The organism is Proteiniphilum sp. (assembly GCF_040307845.1).
In the GTDB taxonomy this organism is placed as follows: Bacteria; Bacteroidota; Bacteroidia; order Bacteroidales; family Dysgonomonadaceae; genus Proteiniphilum.
In genome coordinates this window covers 110,291-130,177 of the sequence record NZ_JAWRIS010000061.1, presented here as the reverse complement: position 1 = coordinate 130,177, position 19,887 = coordinate 110,291, and the positions used below count along the sequence as shown (strand labels likewise).

Below are 19,887 nucleotides of genomic sequence, written 5' to 3'. Positions count from 1 at the left end.
TTGGCAAATTGAGGTGCAAAATTACATAATTAATTCGTAAATCACAAACGCATCACTGTTTTTTTTCTAAACTCCGGTAGGCATTTCCTATATTTTCAATGATATCCGAAGCCACGAAACTACGGGGATGAATGGTGTCTCCGGTAATATCGGCAGTCATTCCATGCAGGAAAACTCCTATCCGGGCTGCCACAAACGGTTGGTAACCCTGTGCCAGCAGGCTGGTGACCATGCCGGTCAGCACGTCCCCGCTTCCTGCCGTAGCCAGTGCCGGCGTCCCACTGTTGTTCAGATACATTTCTTTTTGATCGATAACCAGTGAATAAGCTCCCTTTACGATTACGACCACATTATATTTTCGCGCAAACAATCTTGTTTTTCCGATCTTATCATAATCATCGCACCATCCACCGATCAGCCGCTGAAGCTCTTTAGGATGGGGGGTCAGGATGGTTCCTTTTGGCAGGAGGGTGAGCCAATCAGGATAGCGGGAAAGGATATTCAATGCGTCGGCATCCACCACCAACGGGCCCCTGCTTTTCAGGAGGAAAGAATACAGCGCCTGCTCTGTTTCTTCATGCAATCCCATCCCCATACCGATACCAACGGCATCCGGTTTCAGATCGTAATCTATGGAAGTGATATGTTCCATCCCCTTATCCTCAAGGGCCATTGCTTCAGGGAAATTGGACTGTATAGGTATCACTCCACATTTGGGCAAATAGGCGGTGACCAATCCACAACCGGTTTTAAGGGCAGCTTTCGCAGCAAGGGAGACCGATCCGCATTTACCCAGGCTCCCACCAATGACCAGCGCATGTCCCTGCGTACCTTTATGGGCAAATTTGGGAAGCGGTTTCAGCATCCCCCTGATATCCTTCTTCTCCGTCAGGTAGGTATCCGTCTCAGCTTCAGCAACAGCTTCTTCGCTCAGGCCTATTGGTACGATCTGTACATTCCCGGTAAAAGCGGCATTTTCCGGCAGATACAATGCCAGTTTAGGAATCTGGAAAGTCGCGGTTTCGGTCGCTTTCACTGCGAACTCCGTTTTCCGGTCCGCAAACAACCCGCTTGGCACATCGATGCTGATCACCTTTTTTCCGCTCCCGTTGATCCGTGCAATCACTTCGGCGGCCACGCCATCCACTTCACGTGACAATCCCGTACCGAATATACCGTCGATTACCACATCGAAGGGTGACAGATCGGGAATATCTCCTTTTTCCACAATTTTTTTATAGGAGATATTTTCTGCTTTCATGCGGCGGACATTATGGGCACAGTCTTCGGTATACCGATTACTGAATTCCACCATATAAGCTTTTACCGGATAACCCGCCTTATGTAATAAACGGGCGACTACCAATGCGTCCCCTCCGTTATTACCCACCCCGGCAAAGATAATTACGGAACTGTCCCTATCCGTGTATTTCTCCGCAAAAAAGTGAAAGAATGCCGTCGCAGCACGTTTCATCAACTCAAGCGACGGTATTCCCTCCCTTGATATTGTTTCTGCGTCTATCTTCCTGATCTGTGCCGATGTAAGGATCTTCATATAAGTACAATATTCAATTCAGGATATAAATATAGTAAATTATTTTACAATTCATACCGTCCGGTTACCTGCAAATAAGTGACAAGCTTGATTTTATAGCCCGACCGGGCATCAGTCAGTTCGTCTCTTGTCTGCTGGAGTATCATTTGTGCTTCGAGCATATCGGAAATATTCACAATGCCGTTCTTGTAATTGTCACTATTGATCCTCAGGTTCTCTTCGGCCTGGGCCACGGTTTCATTCGCCACTTCTATTTGCTTGTATGCTTCATTAAGCTCGTTCCACGCTTTCTGTATCTGCAATAAAAGCAATTCCTCACCATTCCGGCTATTGTTACGAACAATCTGTTCCTTAAACTTTTTTTCTTTTATGGCATGGGAAGCGCCCCACCAATCGGAAATGGGAATCTTTACGGATGCAAATACCATTGTATTGGATGTACCTTTGTTATTACTAAAATCATAATCATAGTATACCGCCCCTACACCAACGCCTACCTCAGGCAAATATTCCCCGATCTTCAACCGGGTCTGCAGTTCCTCTGCTTCCACACTCTTTTGCAGTAGCTTATATTCTTCGCGGTGAAACAAAGCCTGACCGGCATCCAGGTATACTTCGTCCGGACTTTGGCTGGCGACAAGGGTATCGGACAAAACCATAGTCGAATCATACGCCAACCCGATATGCTGACTGAAGGCCATCATTGCAAGCCTGATCCCATTTTCGAGCTTAAGCCGGTTCATTCTCATTTCACTTTGCCTGATGGATACTTTCATCACATCGTTCCGGTTTATCAATCCCGCCCGATAAGAATCGTTCGCCTGCTTGTACACGGTATCGAGCAGCCCCTCAGCCAGGTGCAGGGTTCTCAGCTTTTCGTTCAGTGACACAATGCCCCAGTATTGCTCTTCGGTTTGCAGCAGGACTTCGCTTTTGGATAGTATAAGCCTGCTTTGGTTGACGTTAACCCCCAGTTGGGCCAACTTATTACCGGTAACGATGCGTCCGCCGGCATAGAGTGGTTGCACGGCGGTAACAGCAGCAATATTAGCCTTATCCAGTAATGAAAGTGAAATACCCGGAAAATAAGCGAATTGGGTGGCACCGGGAAGGTTGGCAGGATTGCCATCATACACCGGCAGGTCGCCTCCCGGCATATTGTACTCGAGTAAGGGGTCACTAAAACGAAAACCCATGCCGGTGGCACTCACTTTGGGGAAATAACCGGTAAAGGCATTCTTTTTTGTTTGTTTTGCGGCTTCAATTTCCAAACGGCTGTTTTTTATGGAGCGATTATACTCCAAAGCCATTTTTTTACAATCATCGAGGCTGTATTTTGCCTGTGCCTTCAATTGGATTGTTCCTGTGAAGGCGCAAAGGATTATTATCGGAGCAATATATCTTTTTTTCATATTAATTAACCATGTCTTTGTGTAATTTTTTCATTTCAGAGAGAGGGTTCGTTTCATGCCTCTGCATCTTCGGGACATGCCTCTACATCTTCGGGAATGGAAGATGGGTGATCCTCTTTATCTTTATGCCGGTACACCAACCAATAAGCCAGGGGAAGGATAGTGACCACAAATATCATCGAGACGATTGTCCCTGAAAAGATAACCGTACCCATAGGATACCACAGCGGGCTTTGACTGATAATCATCGGTATCACACCCATCGACGCGGCAGCAGATGTAAGGAATATAGGGCGCATCCTGCGCTGACCGGATAAGATAGCTGCTTCGCGCACTGTTTTATGTTGTGTGCGTCTGAGCTCTTCCGTATAATCATACATGATGATACCGTTGCGGACAATAATCCCTATCAGGCTCACCATACCCAATATGGCTGTGGCGCTGATGGGAAGACCCGCTATATTCATCCCCAACGCAACCCCGAAGATGCTGAATGACATCGACACCAACACCAGGACGGAAAGGCTGACCTTCTTAAAGTGGAAGACCATCACCAGGAACATGATAGCAGCAGCCATTATCAGTCCTCTCACTATTCCGGGCAGGTTTTCGTCATTAAACTCCTCCACCCCGCCGTAAGAGATGGAAATACCTTCGGATAATGCTGTGCCGGCGATATCTCCGACAATGGTTTCCACTTTCGACTGTACGCTGCTTACATCTTCACCCCTTTTCAGGTCCACATAGACAGACAGGGTCCTGATGCCGTTCCTTCTTACGATTTGCCCTTCGTTCCAGTCAGGCGATACGTGGGCTATCTGGCGTAGGGGCACGGCAGGAGAAAGTATCCCTGAAACATATTCGTTGGCGACATCTGCCGCTTCCACCTCTGTCGACTTCGATTTGAGGACTACCGGCAAGGAATAATCATTTTCCCAGACGGTGGTGATCGGCACATCGGCAAACCGTGATGCCAGATTTATCCCCAGTATGGCTTCACTTATTCCCAGACGGTTCGCCTCGATGGGGTCTACCGAAATTTTGATACCCGGCAGGGGCTCCTCAAAACTGGTATATATCCTGACAGGCTCCTCCAATTTGTTTAATTCGGCCATCAATGTATCCGCAAATTGTTTCAGATCGGGAATATCGTCTCCCGCCAGGCGGATCTCCACATCGGCATCTACCGCCACGTATTCCAACTGCTTGAATTTGACGAATGCATTCGGGTAATAATGGGCATATTTATCGGCATACTCATCCAGTATCTTTTCCGTATCGCGATTCGATGTGGTATTCACAATAAATTGTGCAAAATTGGGACCTCCTATTTTTGGGGCGTAGACTGTATGGAAACGCGGTGACCCTGCGCCGTAAAAAGCAGTCACCGAAACAACCCGTTCATCCGCGCGCAATATTGCCTCCATATCCCTGCTTACCGCTTCGGTCTGTTCCAGGGAACTTCCCCCGGGCAGGTATATCTCCACGGCGAACTGGTCACGTTCGGCAATGGGAAGCAGCTTCAGGGGTATATTCATAAAGATGATGATACCGGCCGCAATGGCTGCCACAGTAATAACTATCGACAATTTGGGAAACCTGAACACCTTCGCCAGCAACCACTCGTAACCGCCCTGTAGTTTTTCCAGCATGATTGTCCCCTTTTTGGGTTTTTCGTCTTTTCCCGGCCGTAATCCTTTTCGTATGAAGAAGTATTGCAGGAAAGGAATAACGAGTATGGCGACAGCCCATGATATACTCAGGGTGAGAAGTATTGTCCAAGGGAATGCCACGATAAAATCGTGAATGAGCCCGCTCACCACAAATAAGAACGGAAGGAATGCAAAACAAATGGCTAAGGTGGCCGACGCTATCGCCTTCACATATTCTTTGGCGCTTTCTGCGGCTGCTTCTTTGCGGGACACCCCCTGATTCAGTTTTTCAAGGTAACTGTCCACGATCACCACCGAGTTGTCCACGATCATTCCCAGTGTCACTATCAGTGCTGCCAGCGTTACGATATTGAGTTCGAAACCTGCGATAAACAAAGTACCCAACGCAATGAAAATGGTGATTGGAATAGACGAGGCTGATACGGCGGCAACCCTCAACGGAAGCAGTATGACAACCACCAGCATGACCGCCGTTATCGCCAACAACAGTTCCTGCAGGAAATTGGATACTGAACTATTCACCACCTTAGGTTCGTCGGCGATCCGGTAGATGCCGACATCCTCCGGCAAGCTTTCCTGAAACTCCCGGAGGACTACATCCACATCTTTTCCGTATTGGACAATGTTGTATCCTTCCCTCATTTCAGTGGAGAGTACCAGGCACTTTTTCCCGTTGTTGGTAATGTAACTGTCCGGCTTTGGGTATTCCCGCACTACCCGGGCTATATCTTTCAGACGGATATGATTGCCTCCGGCATCCGAATAGATGATTTGCTCCTCGATGTCCTTTTCAGACAGATAGGGACGTTCAATATGGATCGGCACAACCATATCTTTGTTGTCAATATTACCTGAGAGTGTAATAAGACCCTTGGTAGTCAACGTTTGATAGAGATTGAGGACACTGATGCCATAAGTCGCCAGTTTTTCTTTTTCGATGTAAATGCTGATCTGTTCCTTTTGTGTACCGTAACGCCGCAAGTTGGAGACCGATTCGATGGAACGGAGTTTTCCTTCCAATATCTCGATTTGTTCTTCGAGCTGACGATAGGTTTTCGTATCGGATTCAAGAGTGATCAGCAATGCCGATGTGTCGCCAAAGTCATCGTTGGCGATCAATGCCAGTACGCCCGAGGGCAATTGCATTTTAAAGGTTGTCAAACCATGCTTTATTTTCGACCAGACTTCATCTTTATTATAGACATCATCATTCAGTTCAACAAAGACATATACCATTCCATCTTTAGACTGGGAGTATGTTTTTGCTTTTTTCACCTCTTTATAGGTGAATAAAAAGTTTTCGAGTGGTTTGGCCAATTGCTCTTCCACTTCGGCGGAAGTTGCACCGGGGTATACGCCAACCACAACGCCCTGGCGAATGGTGACTGACGGAAATTCACGCTTGGGCATTTCCACCAGCGCATAAATACCAAAAACGATGAATACTGTCACGAAAAGCAGGACTAACCTGTTATATTTCATCGTCCAGTCTATAATTGTTGCCTTCTTTTCCATTTCCCCGTTATTTATTCTACCACATCAACCATTGCTCCCGGACTCACATTTCGATAACCTTCCGTAATAAGTATATCGCCTTCATGCAGTCCGCCGGTAACAGTGATGCCATTACCGATAAAACTGCCGACGCTTACTTCACGCTGAAATGCTTTTCCTTCTTCATCCACCAACCAGACGAAGTGTTTCCCGGAATGATCCAACTGAACGGATTTAAGCGGCACGACAATATTTTTCCATGCGTCGTCTTCCGGACCGTCACCACTTGTCAGGTAAGCCTTGCAAACCATGCCCGGCAACAGTTGATGGCCTTTGTTTTCCACTTGCACTTTTATGTCGTAGGTATGCGATATGGGATGCGCCGTCACGCCTTTTTCGATAACCTTTCCTTCAAACGAGCGGTCGTTAAGCGCCGGGACAACGATATGACTTTTCCCGCCCGTCCTGACGGATGATATTTCACGCTCGGGTATCGCGATCTTTATTTTTATGGAATTTATATTCATTATACTATAAACCGGTATGCCGGGTGACACATTGGCTCCCGTTTCCAGGTAACGTTTGCCTATAACGCCTGAGTAGGGCGCATATAAATTACAATCTTCCAGATTCTTGAGGGCAATTTTTTCCGCCGACTCGGCTTGCTCCAATGCTGTCTTTACTTCCACATATTGCACTTCGGGAAGGCTATTGTTCTCATGCAGGGCCGACAAGCGGTCGTACCCGTCCCGGGCCCGGTTAAGCGTTGATTTCGCTATATTATACATATTTTCCGCCGAACTTGTATTCAGCTTTGCCAGGAGTTGCCCTTTTTGAACGGCCTCCCCCTCCTGCACAGTCATCTGTTCAATAGTACCCATTGTCAGAAAACTGACATTCACGGAATTCTCACTCTCTACAGTCCCTACGTATTCTGTTGTATAGGTACCGTCGCTGTATGCTATCTTCTGTACCTTAACCCGTACACTCTTCGAATCCGTCCTGTCTTCCGTTTTTGAGGAACAAGACACATGCATAGCCAATATCAGTAAGCAAATGCTCCCTGAAATAAACCCGGTTTTATTCATAATACTGCTTTTTGGGTGTAAAGGTGCGCCAATTAAGTATAAGGAAGGAAATCAAATATTCGTCAATTATGTTCAAAATATCGCTTTTATATTTTTCTAACGCCCAATTCACTATATTTACATAATAGTAGGATGTGCCTCGGAAATGCTCAAACAAGTTTGGCATTCTCTCGGCTTTCGCTATATTTGCAGTCCAGTGTAGCATCTGTTTATTTGTTTTATAGCCAAATGGATAACAACTATCAGGTTTATGAATAAAGGTAGATATGGAAGAATTTCGTTGGAAGATGTATCCAGACAAGCTCCGATAACCGGGGTGAAAAATTTCATCCTTTCGGATAACGGAGCCCGGATAAAAGACTACTCTTTTGATTTTCAACATCCCAATATAATAGAGGACATTGCCCTGGCAATTTGTGTAAGGGGAAACGCCCGCGTAAAAATAAATCTCCAGGAGTATCATATCGAACCGAATATGATTATTACGCTTTTGCCTAATTATTTGCTGGAAATATGTGATTACAGCGATGACTGGTTAGTAGAGTTTATTTTTATTTCTTTCGACTTTGTTTCTGACTTTAAACTAATTGCCGAGACAGATCTTTTTGAGCAAATAGGAAAAATCACTTGCCTGAAGATTAAGGAAGAGGAAATGTTAAACCTGCTCGATTTCCATGCATTCATCGTAAAAAAATACAAAAGGGAGGATCACCTGTACCGGGAAGAAATAACCAAGAGTTTATTGCATACGCTTGTATACGAGGTGCTTCAATTGCTGAACACTTACGAAATAACCCAAAACGGTAAAGCCTTATCCCGTAGTGAAAAGCACTTGACACATTTTATAGGATTATTATTCCAGTTTCACAGGCAGGAAAGAAGTATTAAATTCTACGCGGATAAAATGTTCCTTACGCCCAAATATTTATCAAAAATAATCAGGGAGGTCAGTGGAAAATCGGTTTCGCAATGGATCGACGAAATGGTCATCATGGAAGCCAAAGCGATGTTGAAAAGCTCCAACCTGACAGTCTTACAGATATCAGAAAAGCTGAATTTCCCCAATGCTTCATTTTTTGGCAGTTATTTTAAAAAAAGAACAGGCATCTCTCCTATCCAATACCGGGAAAGTGGATAGTCATCTCAAGTGTACCGATTTTTTGATTTTAAATCGGCTAATACCAAGTTTGAAGCGAAAATTTTTTTACTGATATTTACAGATCCGTGCAGTACTGAAAATTCACTGTAAATAGGAACTAAGCAGATAACTTACTGACAATTAAAATATTTTCGATTTAAGAGTGCGCAGGATGAGACTCGAACTCACACGCCGTAACCGGCACTACCCCCTCAAAGTAGCGTGTATACCAATTTCACCACCTGCGCTTATGCGGTGCCCAGAACAGGACTCGAACCTGCACGTTGTTACCAACACTAGTCCCTGAAACTAGCGCGTCTACCAATTTCGCCATCTGGGCGTTATCATCAATTCAAATAGAAAAAAACAGGCCTCTGCCCGTCGCTATCCGAAAGCATGGCCTACAGCTATGTGAACCGCCAGTTCCTGAATTGCGGATGCAAAGATAATAGTTTTTTTATAGCTGAACGAATATTTTAAAAATTAATTTTAAACGCAGATTCAACCATAAGTGTGGATTTACTCTAATCGTTTGTAAAATTCAAATTTTGGTGAATTTAAATCTAAAAAGGAAAACCGCTCCACAGGGGGAACGGCCTTCCAACTCACAATGAAAAGTCAAGCAGAGTAGATTGAGAAAGTTATTTATATTGAATCAGTAGTGAATGTTATGTAAGCCTCACCTTCGTCAGATACATTCACCGGCAGATAATTGGTATTGCGTGAGTAATTCCTGATCCTCTTGCGTACAACGGCCGGGGGCCTGTTATCCTTGTAATCCCGCAATGCTTCACTCATCTCAATGGTTTTGCCCGCCGGCACCGATATCTCCACGGTGACGCTCTGATCCCTGAATCCCTGCCCTACCGGCACCGACAAAAATTCCGGAAGCAGTAGCAGGGAGTCTTTCTGTACAATATCATAAGAGAACTGCGCCAAATCGGCTTTGGCAGAACGAAGGTCTTTGCCGTGTATGGCAGATATGACCCGCACATGGAATAATGAATCGCTGCTTTTTCCGATTTGCAGGTTGATATTGTCGAAAAGGAGTGAATCTTCATTGATCGTGCTATAAGGCAGTTCGTCGAATTCGGAATGCAACCCGAAATCTATACCGTAAACCTCCCTTGAGGTCCTGAATTCAGCATAATCCTCACCATAGGGCAGCATATCCACATACATCTTGCCGGATGTAACGGGCGCAAGAGAGACCGTTCTTTCGCTGGAGCTTTCCACATTGAACTTATTCGCTATTCTTGTCCCCAGTACTCCTGAAATTACCAGGCCGGCAATCCAGAGTACAGAGGCGATAATACCGATAGCAGGACGTGACCTGGCTTTCATTGCACGGCGTATAATCCACGTAACTACAGCAATGATAGGAACGACAAAGAGCAATCCCAATGCGGTATAGAGCAATGTGGTTTCATAACCCGGGGCGATAAACAGCGATTTCAACGGCGACAGGTGTGTACCTGTTACCAATAATGCGATAAACAGGCCAATCAGTACCAACAGGAAGATCCCGACCACAGAGAAGAAAATGATTTTCAGAAATATCACCAATGTATTCAGGCAGCCCGAGCGTTCAGGCGGGGATACAGTTGTGCTACGATGTTCCGTAACAGGTGGTACGGGCGGCATCTCTTCTACCTCTGGTGTTTCCCCCCCTTCATCTTTAATCACCGGCTCTGCGGAATGGAAGTTTTCTTTTTTCTCTACCGACGGACGAAAATTCCCCTCGTTGCCGGCACGGCTCCTTGAGCTCGCTACATTATCGGTTACTTTTTCCCTGATGGAGCGGATATAATCCTCTTCACCCATCATCTCCAGTTTCTGCTTTACGGTCTTTGCCGCAGGAATAATTGCCCAAAGGACAACATAGGCCACCACCAGACCCGAGTTGATATTCCAGTTGAAACCCACATTATCAAAGATCCGGTTCAACGGAAAAATGGAGACCATCCCGATCATATTTAAAACAAGCGGGGTAAGAAACAGGAGTCGGGGTATCCATGAGTCTATCCGGAAATAGGCTGCAATACCGCCGCATACCCCACCTATAAAGCGATCGTTGGGATTCCGGTAAAGCCGCTTGGAAACATTCGATTCCAACATTTTAGGTTTTAAGACAATCCATAATACAATGTATACCCAAAAAAGAAATCCGAAGAATAACACAAAGAGAAGCCGTATCCACACGGGGTCGGTCTTGAAATAGTGTGCCAATCCGCTACAAACGCCGCCGATGATCTGGTCGCTGGCATTCCTGTACAGACCCTGGCGTTCGCCTCCTGCTGGCCAGGTCTCATTTTTGGATCCCCCAGGGTTTCCGGTACCCGACTGGGAAGATGAGGGTTTCTGATCCGAAACAAATTCCTCTTCGTAATCCGAATCAAATTCCTGCGGCCTGCCGATACTGTCGATAATTGCTTTCACATCTTCATCAGTGATGCAACTGATACCGTGCTTCAACCGATTACCGAACAGTTCGGCGATACGGCATTCGATGTCGTTCACAATCTCATCGCCACCCTCTTCCCGCGAAAAATAGATCTTAAGACTGCCGATATACTGCTTGAGTATCTCGTAAGCAGTTTCCTCAATGGCAATCACCTGACCCTGAAAATTAATGTTGATTACTTTCTTCATATGGATTCTATTCTGATTGATTTTTATCTGAACCGTCCCCTTTTTGCATAAGGGTATCAACTCCCGTCGCTAACTCGTTCCATGTGGCCTGCAGGAGGATGTAAAACTGGTCTCCTTTCTCCGTCAGACGGAAATATTTTCGCGGAGGCCCCGAAGTACTTTCCACCCACCGGTAAGTGAGTATGCCTGCATTCTTCAAGCGATTGAGCAGAGGATAAAGGGTCCCCTCCAAAAGCTGCAATCCCGCGTCCTTCATCTCATCGATAATATCTCCGGGATAGGCTTCGCTCCTTCTGATGATGGAAAGAATACAATATTCCAGTACTCCTTTCCGCATCTGGCTTTGCGTATTTTCAATATTCATCTCTGTATCATTTAATACTGCAAAGATAATCAAAGCAAGGTATTATGCAATACAAAGTACCAAATATTATTGCATATTTTAATTTATTTAACATCAAAATTGATAAATGCAGGTAAAAAGAAGCTATTTCGAGCCTGATTCTTGTTACTTTTGCATTGTTTTCATCGCGTCGGTCAGGAAATCAGGATTACCTGCCGGAATTATCAATACTCGACTCGTCCCGATTTATCGGGATCAACAAATCATCGAATCAACAAATCATCGAATCAACAAACATGTCGCTTCAGGGAAAACATATTGTATTAGGGATCACAGGAAGCATAGCGGCCTATAAATCGGCCATTCTCACCCGACTGCTGGTAAAGAAAGGTGCAGAAGTACAGATCGTGATCACGTCCGCCGGAAAAGAGTTCATTACTCCGGTGACACTCTCCGCGCTGTCGGGACGGCCGGTGATCAGTGAATTCTTCACGTCGGGTGACGGCACCTGGCATAGCCATGTTGATTTGGGATTGTGGGCCGATCTGATGATCGTAGCACCGGCGACGGCTGCCACCATTGGCAAGATGGCCAACGGCATCGCGGACAATATGCTGGTGACCACTTATCTTTCAATGAAGGCACCTGTTTTCCTGGCACCTGCCATGGATCTGGACATGTACCGGCATATCTCCACCCAACGCAATATCGAGAAACTAAGGGGCGACGGGATATATATCATCGATGCCGCCGAAGGTGAATTGGCCAGCCATCTTGAAGGCAAAGGCAGGATGGAAGAGCCGGAAAATATCGTGGCCACGCTGGAACAGTTCTTCGCGACCGGCCATGATCTCGAGAAAAAGAAAATCATGATCACTGCCGGGCCGACATACGAACGGATAGACCCGGTGCGTTTCATCGGCAATTTCTCTTCGGGGAAAATGGGGTTTGCCTTGGCGGAAGAGTGCGCTTCACGGGGTGCGGAAGTGATCCTGATCACGGGTCCCTCAGCCTTGTCGGCTTCTCATCCCAATATAGTAAGGGTGAATGTAGAGTCGGCCGCCGAAATGTACGATGCCGCTTTACAAAATTTCCCGCAGATGGACGCAGCCATCCTTTCAGCTGCCGTAGCCGACTACCGTCCGGAACAGAAGAGTGAAGAGAAGATAAAACGATCAGGGAAGGAGAAATTCACTCTTTCGTTAATTTCCAATCCCGATATCGCGGCTTCGCTCGGGAAGATAAAAGAACCGGGGCAACTCACCATTGGTTTTGCGTTGGAGACCAATGACGAAGAGCACAACGCGATGAAGAAAATGGAGGAGAAAAACTTCGATTACATTGTACTCAATTCTCTGAACGACCCGGGAGCCGGCTTCGGGCACGACACGAACAAAGTAACCATCCTCTCCCGCAACGGCGAAAAACAATCGTTTGCACTAAAATCAAAAGATGAAGTAGCCAAGGATATTGTTGATAATGCCTTCGGCAATGGAAAATTGACAATGGACAATTGAGAATGGAAAGTTGCAAATCGTAGTTCCAAGTTTTTCACTTTTAATTTTTAATTTTTCACTTTTCACTCTTAATTTTTAATTCTTAGTTTTTAGTTTTATATAATGTGTCCATTCAAACTACAACTTGTACTTTTCCTGTTTTCCTGCCACACCCTCCTATCCTATTCACAGCAGTATAGAAATCCCGTGACCATCTCACCTGCTCTCAGCGCGAACTTTGGTGAGTTGAGGAACAACCACTTCCATTCGGGGATCGACTTCAAAACACAACAGGTGGTCGACAAGCCCATCGTCGCTATCGAGGATGGATACGTGTCCCGCATCAGCATCTCACCGGGAGGTTACGGACTGGCGCTCTATGTAGACCATCCATCTACCGGCCATACCAGCGTCTATGCCCACCTCAACAGTTTTTCCAAAGAGATTGACGAATGGGTAAAGGAACAACAATACCAGCTGGAGCGGTTCAGTGTCACCCTCTATCCGGAGCCGGGACTCTTGCCTGTAAAAAAGGGAGAACAGATTGCCTTGAGTGGTAACACCGGCGGTTCCGGCGGTCCTCACCTCCATTTTGAAATACGGGACACCCAAACCGAAGAACCGATGGACGCATTGGAATTCCTGCCGGATATCTCCGACACCCGGAAACCGGATCTTCAGGGAATCGCCTTTTATCCCGTAACAGGAAAAGGAGTAGTCAACGGTAGCATCAATCCTGTCAGGCTTAATATCGGCAAAGACAAAGCAGGAAACCCATTATCATTGCCAAGAGAGATCGAAGCATGGGGGCGTATCGGCGTAGGTGTGAAGGGGTACGACCGGATGGACGGTCAAAATAATATCTACGGCGTAAAGCATATCCGTCTTTTCGTGGACGACCGGCAGGTGTTCAGCAGCACTGTAGATCGCTATTCCTTTGCAGACACACGCATGCTCAACACTTTCGTTGATTTCGAAGACTGGAGAAAGCGCAAGTCATTCTTTATGAAATCGTTTATAGAACCAGGCAACAGGCTACCCTTTTATGAAACTGAGAACAGTGGATATATCGATATCAACGAAGAGAGGCCTTATCGCTTCCGGTATGAATTGGAAGACCATTACGGGAACAGGCTCACTTATCACTTCACGGTCCAGGGGAAGCCCCGTCCCATCCCCGAAAGGCCCGAATGTGACCATTGGATGGCATGGAACCTCTATAACACCTATATGGATACCGGTTTTCAGTTGCAAATCCCGAAAGGGAACCTGTATGATGACATCTGTTTCTCGCACTCCTCCACGAGAAGTCCCAACCATTACTCCAACCTGCACCGGGTAAACGACAGCCCCGTGCCGTTACATGACCGCGCAAATATATGGATCGGGATGCATACCGACACCTTGCAGAACAAACAGAATTATGGCATCGTAAAAGTCAGCGACAACGGCTCTGAAAGCTGGGTGGGTGGAGAGTATGTCCGCGGAGGTATTTCGGTCGGCATCCGGGAATTGGGCGACCGATATGCCGTCTCCGCCGATACCATCGCACCGGTAATTACCCCTGTTGAGCCCACCTCATGGGTGAGTCAGAAGCGCCTCCGCATCCGGCTCACCGATAACAAGAGCGGCATCGCTTCATTCCGGGGAGAGATTAATGGGGAATATATACTGTTCACGCACGACATCAAATCGTCGGTCTATACTTACCGGTTTGATGACAGCCGGTTGACCAGAGGGCAAGAGCAGGTATTCACTTTCACCGTTGTCGACGGTGCCGGCAACAGCAACGAATATCAATACAATTTTTATTATTGATTACAACCCTAATACCGCTTGTGCAATGGCGATCTCATGCTCGCTGCCGGTATGCTTTCCCTCTACGTCCGACAGTTTGATGCATTCCTGCCACTCCTCCCGGGGCGTCATCTTGCAGCGGAACAACTTCATCACGATATTCATCCCTTTGATATCGTTCCCCACATCGGCGGTCAGGTTGGTTCCTATACCGAAAGTAGAGCCGATACGCTCACCGCAGTATTCTTTTATCTGGATCGCTTTGTCCACATTCAGGCTGTCCGAAAAAACCAGGTATTTAAGTTTTGGATTGACACGCAATTCTTCATATCGCCGGATCACTTTGTCCACAAACACCAATGGGTCTCCGCTGTCCTGGCGCAGGCTGGTAAAGAGCGAAGCATGTTTCTTACTGAAGTTACGCAAAAAAACATCGGTAGTATAGGTGTCGGTCAGTACGGTACCCAGGTCTCCATCATATACATTGATCCAGTTCTCCATCGACATATAGTTGGCCATCTTATAGCCGTAAATTGATCCGTGGAACTGTACCCATTCATGCGGATGGGTCCCCGATACGTTCAGGTTATGCTTAAATGCCATGTAGACATTGCTCGTCCCATAGAGGCTGGCACCGGCATACTGTTTCAACAGCCCTGTCACCCGGTCCTCCACATCAGCACTGAACCGCCGCCGCATCCCGAAAAGGGAGACCGAGAGATCGTGTTCCCGCATCTTTTTCGCTTTCTCCAGCGTCACCTCCTCCATATATTTCAGGTCGGGATACCTACCGGTTTCACGGAAATAGAGTTCCGAAACGGTCGCCAGAATAGGGGTTTCCCAAAGGGTAATACGGTAGAGAAGCCCCTGCGCCTTGATATGCAGCTTGCTCCCTTCCATAGTGATCTCCACCTCCGACGGATCGAAACGGAATCCCTTCAGGAAATCGATATAGATGGGCGGCAGGTAAGGCATCTGCTTCCTTACAAATGCTTCTTCCTCTTTGGTAAGGGCGAGGCGCGTCATTTCTTCCAGTTCCTTTCTCAGCAGCCGGTCGAACCCCTCGGGATAGTCGCCATTGCTGCGGTCAATAAATTCAAATTCGCCATACGCTCTCGGGAAGAGCTTCGAATAGGCATAACCGGTGGTAAATTTGTACAGGTCTGTATCGAGGATACTTTTGATGATTGCCATATTTTTTGGAATATTTACAGATAAACGCCGGACAGGCTTATTTCGTTCATCATACCAGCCAATCCTTTACCACCTTCCCAAATACAGTATATTAGTTATCCAGTTGAGGTGTCCCTCTGACAATTCAATCTTTCAGACACCCTATGGGGATCACCTACACGCCATCTTCACGTATATAAGCCAATTTATCACCGGTCAATACAATCAGTAGATCAGCAAGTTGCATCCTTACCTGCTTTTCCTTTTCATTCTTTTCCTGCACAAGTCTTTTTAATTCGGGCAGATGTTCTGTACCCTCTTCTATATCCCGACTGCCAAGTTTACATTCGATAAGCGCGTACCGCCCATCATCCAAATGGTGGGGATTGTTTTCCGACAGGAGTACAAATGCAAAGAGGGTGAAATCACATTGTGATACACCCTCTTCCGACTTAATGTAGTTTTCTCAGAATCACATCATATCCTCAATATTCCACACGAAGGCGCGAAGGCCCAGGTTGGGCGACTCTTCATCGAGCGTCCTTAGGTAGTCCAACAACAGTTTTACCCTGCTGTCCTCTACAATAGTGAGGATAGCCTTATTCACCGAGGGCCACGCATGTGAACCGTAATGCGGTTCACCACTCTTGCTCCCCCTTCCGTGCACTTCTTTCCATGAAGTGAACCCACGTATGTTGAGTGAACCCAGGTTATCCACGATCTCATCGTAGTGCGCCTGGTCTAAAGTTATCATTACTGCTTTCATTCTGTCAATTACAAATTACTAATTACAAATTACTAATTACCAATTACCAATCTTTATTCAATCTTTCTCCAAGTCTCCCACTCTCCAAGTCTTCTCGTCTTCCACCTTTTCAACTTTTCACTTAAACACTTAGGCACTTAAACACTTAGGCACTCTTTAACCTACCAATACTTCCCGGTGCTTCTTCCGTTGCCGTTTCACCCCGTTTCCTCCAAAGATTGCATAGAGAACAGGAATAAGGACAAGCGTCACAACCGTTGAAAATGTCATCCCGCCTATAATGGAAATCCCAAGCGTTTGCCACATTTCAGATCCCTGACCGGTACCCACAGCCAGTGGTACCATACCGAGTATGGTGGTAAAGGTCGTCATCAATACAGGTCGTAATCTCGATTTTCCACCATGCACGACGGCCGTGATAATCGACATGCCCCGCTCCCGGTTCAGGTTGATGTAATCCACAAGTACAATACCGTTCTTCACTACCATCCCCACGAGCATGACAAGCCCAATGAGTCCCATAATACCAAGCGGCTGGCCGGTGAGGGCCAAAAACAGTAATGAGCCGATAAACGCAAACGGGATGGAAAGAAGGATAATAAACGGGTAAGTAAGCGACTCGAATTGGGATGCCATCACAATATATACTAACAGGATAACGATCACAAGCAGCATGGTCAGGTCGCCGAATGCCTCCTCCTGGTCTTCCACGGAACCACCGATCTCCATTTGTATTCCCATCGGGATATCCATAGATGAGATGACACTGCCCACATCTGTAGCCACATCACTCAACGCGCGGTTGTAGATAGAACCGGTTACGGTCACTATTCGCTGACGGTCTTTGCGTTCGATCTCGGGCAGCGACGAATCTTCTACCACCCTTCCTAAATCCCGCACCCGTACACCCACACCCGCCGGGTTATATATCATGATGTTTTCCACATCTTCTATCGACTGGCGCGACTGTTCGTCGTAGCGCACACGGATATCATACTCTTCACCCTCTTCACGGAAATAGGTCATCGTTAATCCGTTTATCCGGTTTCTGACCGCACTGGCAGCAGTTGACATGCTCAGGTCGTTAAGGGAGAGCTTTTCCCTGTCGAATTCTATCTGGTATTCCATACGATAATCCTTACGTGAAATAGTAAGGTCCCGCAAGCCTTGTACATCCTGCAATTTCGCTTCCACTTCTGCTGCAAGCTCGTCGGTTTCGGCAAAGTCATGCCCGTAGATATTCACGTCGATCGTACTTCCGCCACCGATCACTCCGGAGCTGCGTCCTCCGGGTGTTACCACATAATTGCTGACGGCTGGGATGGCGCCAAGGTCTTTACGCAACTCATCGGCGATATCAAAGATAGATCTATTCCTGTCTTTGGCTTCTTTTGTGCGGATATTGAAACTCATAATCTGAGATCCGTTCTCTTGCATTGATGCGTACATATTATCCTCATCGGCCTGTCCCACAGTAAACGAGTTGATCTCTATCTCGGGATATTTATCTTCAATCAATTGATTGATCTGTAACCCTACTTCACGAGTGATCTCCATCCTTGTACCGGTAGGTAATTCCACGGTCATTGAAATGGAATTATTGTCTGAACTCGGCATAAATTCGGTTTTGAGTGTTATCGCCGATACAACAGCGCCTACTATGAATATGCCAATGATAACACTCAATACCAATCCGCGCTTTCTTACCACAGCATTTACCAACCTGCTATAAGCGACGTCTATTTTGTCGAGTACCGGAATGATGCGCTTGTTATACCATTTGTCGAATTTACTTACTTTCGCCTCCTTCGCGGATCTCATCATTTTAGCACTCATCATGGGGGTAAGCGACAAAGCAATGATCATTGAAAGGGTGATGATAATGGTTACCATCCATCCCAGCTGTTTAAACATCACTCCTGCCAAACCACCTACCAAAGTCATGGGCAGGAAAGCCGCCACAATGGTCAACGTGGATGCGATCACCGAAAGCGACACCTCTTCGGTACCATAAATAGCCGCTTGCCGGGGACGGCTACCCCGTTCAATATGGGAAGTAATATTCTCCAGCACCACGATGGCGTCGTCCACCACCATACCGATACATATCGAAAGGGCGGACAATGAAATAATATTGATCGTATTTCCCGTGATATAGAGGTATATGAACGAACCTATAAGGGAAATAGGAATGGCTATCATGATAATTATGGTCGCCCTCCATCGGCCCAGGAAGAATAAAACAATGACTCCCACAATAAGAAGGGCCAGCACGATTGTTTCAAGCAAACTATCGATGGAGGTTCTGATATTATCCGAGGTGTCGATTACCGTTACCACTTGGATATCGGGGGGGAGATTCTTCTGTAATTCCGGCAGCTGTTGTTTCACTGCGTTCGCAATCTCCATCGTGTTGGCTCCTGTCTGTTTCTGGATCATGATGGAAGCACTGCGGCCTCCGTTGGTGTAACTTTCCATCACGTTTGTCTGCACGGTATCACGCACGACTCCTACATCCCTCAGATAAACAGATTGTCCTTCACTGACACCAATCACTATACCTTCCAATTCCCTACTCTCGGAAAACTCTCCCTGAAGGCGTAACATATAGGTTTGTGAACCCACATCAAGATTACCGGCAGGAATATTCACGTTTTCCGCCGCAATTTTCTGGGCGATTTGCTCCAGGGATATATTGTAAGCCTCCAGTTTTTCGGGGAACACATTTACCTGCACTTCACGCTGTGGTGCCCCGGAGATGGAGACCGTACCCACACCCGATATCCTGTTGAGAGGAGCTGCGAGCTGGTCGTCGAGAATTTTATACAATGCGTTGGCACTTTCGTCCGCTGTGGCAGAAAGTATAATCACGGGAACCATATCGGTACTGAATTTCAAGAGCATTGGATCTGAAACACCGTCAGGCAGATTGCTGGTCACCAGGTCCAACTTGTCTCGGATATCATTCATGATGATATTCATGTCCGATCCCCAATTGAACTCGAGCATAATCACCGATATCCCATCCTTTGAAGTGGAGGTAATTTCTTTGATATTTTCGGTAGAGTTCAAGACATCCTCCAAAGGCCGGGTAACGTTTGTTTCCACGTCTTCGGCACCTGCACCGGGATAAGAAGTCATTACCGACACCATATTCACTTCTATATCGGGCAACAAGTCTACCGGAAGCTGCCGGTAAAACATTATCCCGATAAGCACTATTCCAATAAAGATCAAAGAAGTCCCGACAGGATTCTTGACTGCTGATTCATATAACTTCATATAGTTTTATTTTTGATG

12 protein-coding genes, 2 tRNA genes and 1 pseudogene are annotated in these 19,887 nt (G+C 46.5%); 3 read left to right on the top strand and 12 right to left on the bottom strand.

What is annotated here, in order from left to right:
• Positions 1 to 52: 52 nt before the first annotated feature.
• The 4 genes from ABV001_RS15160 to ABV001_RS15145 are packed head-to-tail and all read right to left on the bottom strand — an operon-like array spanning position 53 to position 7,222.
• On the bottom strand, positions 53 to 1,555 hold the full coding sequence (locus ABV001_RS15160) for an NAD(P)H-hydrate dehydratase (protein WP_352423583.1): 1,503 nt from the start codon (positions 1,553 to 1,555) through the stop codon (positions 53 to 55).
• 44 nt (positions 1,556 to 1,599) lie between these two features.
• Entirely contained in the window at positions 1,600 to 2,967 is a 1,368-nt protein-coding gene (locus ABV001_RS15155) for a TolC family protein (RefSeq protein WP_352423582.1), read from the bottom strand.
• Between the two features lie 53 nt (positions 2,968 to 3,020).
• Positions 3,021 to 6,155, bottom strand: coding sequence for an efflux RND transporter permease subunit (locus tag ABV001_RS15150; protein WP_352423581.1), 3,135 nt, complete (start codon positions 6,153 to 6,155; stop codon positions 3,021 to 3,023).
• A gap of 11 nt (positions 6,156 to 6,166) precedes the next feature.
• A complete protein-coding gene (locus ABV001_RS15145) occupies positions 6,167 to 7,222 on the bottom strand; it encodes an efflux RND transporter periplasmic adaptor subunit (protein ID WP_352423580.1) in 1,056 nt (351 codons plus the stop codon).
• A 250-nt stretch (positions 7,223 to 7,472) separates the two neighbouring features.
• On the opposite strand from ABV001_RS15145, the gene ABV001_RS15140 reads away from it, so the two are divergent.
• On the top strand, positions 7,473 to 8,360 hold the full coding sequence (locus ABV001_RS15140) for a helix-turn-helix domain-containing protein (RefSeq protein ID WP_294082871.1): 888 nt from the start codon (positions 7,473 to 7,475) through the stop codon (positions 8,358 to 8,360).
• Positions 8,361 to 8,524: 164 nt separating this feature from the next.
• Here the strand turns inward: ABV001_RS15140 and ABV001_RS15135 are convergent.
• The 4 genes from ABV001_RS15135 to ABV001_RS15120 form a co-directional block, all read right to left on the bottom strand.
• Positions 8,525 to 8,608, bottom strand: a tRNA-Leu gene (locus ABV001_RS15135).
• Positions 8,609 to 8,616: 8 nt separating this feature from the next.
• Positions 8,617 to 8,700 (bottom strand) — tRNA-Leu (locus ABV001_RS15130).
• A 305-nt stretch (positions 8,701 to 9,005) separates the two neighbouring features.
• Positions 9,006 to 11,012, bottom strand: coding sequence for a PspC domain-containing protein (locus tag ABV001_RS15125; RefSeq protein WP_352423579.1), 2,007 nt, complete (start codon positions 11,010 to 11,012; stop codon positions 9,006 to 9,008).
• 7 nt (positions 11,013 to 11,019) lie between these two features.
• The gene (locus ABV001_RS15120; RefSeq protein WP_352423578.1) at positions 11,020 to 11,376 is read right to left on the bottom strand and encodes a PadR family transcriptional regulator; all 357 of its coding nucleotides are present in this window, start codon (positions 11,374 to 11,376) and stop codon (positions 11,020 to 11,022) included.
• Between the two features lie 275 nt (positions 11,377 to 11,651).
• On the opposite strand from ABV001_RS15120, the gene coaBC reads away from it, so the two are divergent.
• Positions 11,652 to 12,872, top strand: coding sequence for a bifunctional phosphopantothenoylcysteine decarboxylase/phosphopantothenate--cysteine ligase CoaBC (gene coaBC / locus ABV001_RS15115; RefSeq protein WP_352423696.1), 1,221 nt, complete (start codon positions 11,652 to 11,654; stop codon positions 12,870 to 12,872).
• Positions 12,873 to 12,974: 102 nt separating this feature from the next.
• Entirely contained in the window at positions 12,975 to 14,669 is a 1,695-nt protein-coding gene (locus ABV001_RS15110) for a M23 family metallopeptidase (RefSeq protein WP_352423577.1), read from the top strand.
• Here the strand turns inward: ABV001_RS15110 and pncB are convergent, their stop codons facing one another.
• The 4 genes and pseudogenes from pncB to ABV001_RS15090 all read right to left on the bottom strand — a co-directional run bounded on the left by pncB (position 14,670) and on the right by ABV001_RS15090 (position 19,869).
• Positions 14,670 to 15,842: a nicotinate phosphoribosyltransferase gene (pncB, locus tag ABV001_RS15105; RefSeq protein WP_352423576.1), complete on the bottom strand. Its 1,173-nt coding sequence runs from the start codon at positions 15,840 to 15,842 to the stop codon at positions 14,670 to 14,672. It lies immediately after the preceding gene.
• A 154-nt stretch (positions 15,843 to 15,996) separates the two neighbouring features.
• Positions 15,997 to 16,200: pseudogene (locus ABV001_RS15100) on the bottom strand (AAA family ATPase); the annotation flags it as partial.
• Between the two features lie 93 nt (positions 16,201 to 16,293).
• Positions 16,294 to 16,587 carry a PG0541 family transporter-associated protein gene (locus ABV001_RS15095; RefSeq protein ID WP_352423575.1) on the bottom strand — a complete coding sequence of 98 codons (294 nt, stop codon included), beginning with the start codon at positions 16,585 to 16,587 and terminating at the stop codon, positions 16,294 to 16,296.
• Positions 16,588 to 16,743: 156 nt separating this feature from the next.
• A complete protein-coding gene (locus ABV001_RS15090) occupies positions 16,744 to 19,869 on the bottom strand; it encodes an efflux RND transporter permease subunit (RefSeq protein WP_352423574.1) in 3,126 nt (1,041 codons plus the stop codon).
• Positions 19,870 to 19,887 lie beyond the last annotated feature (18 nt).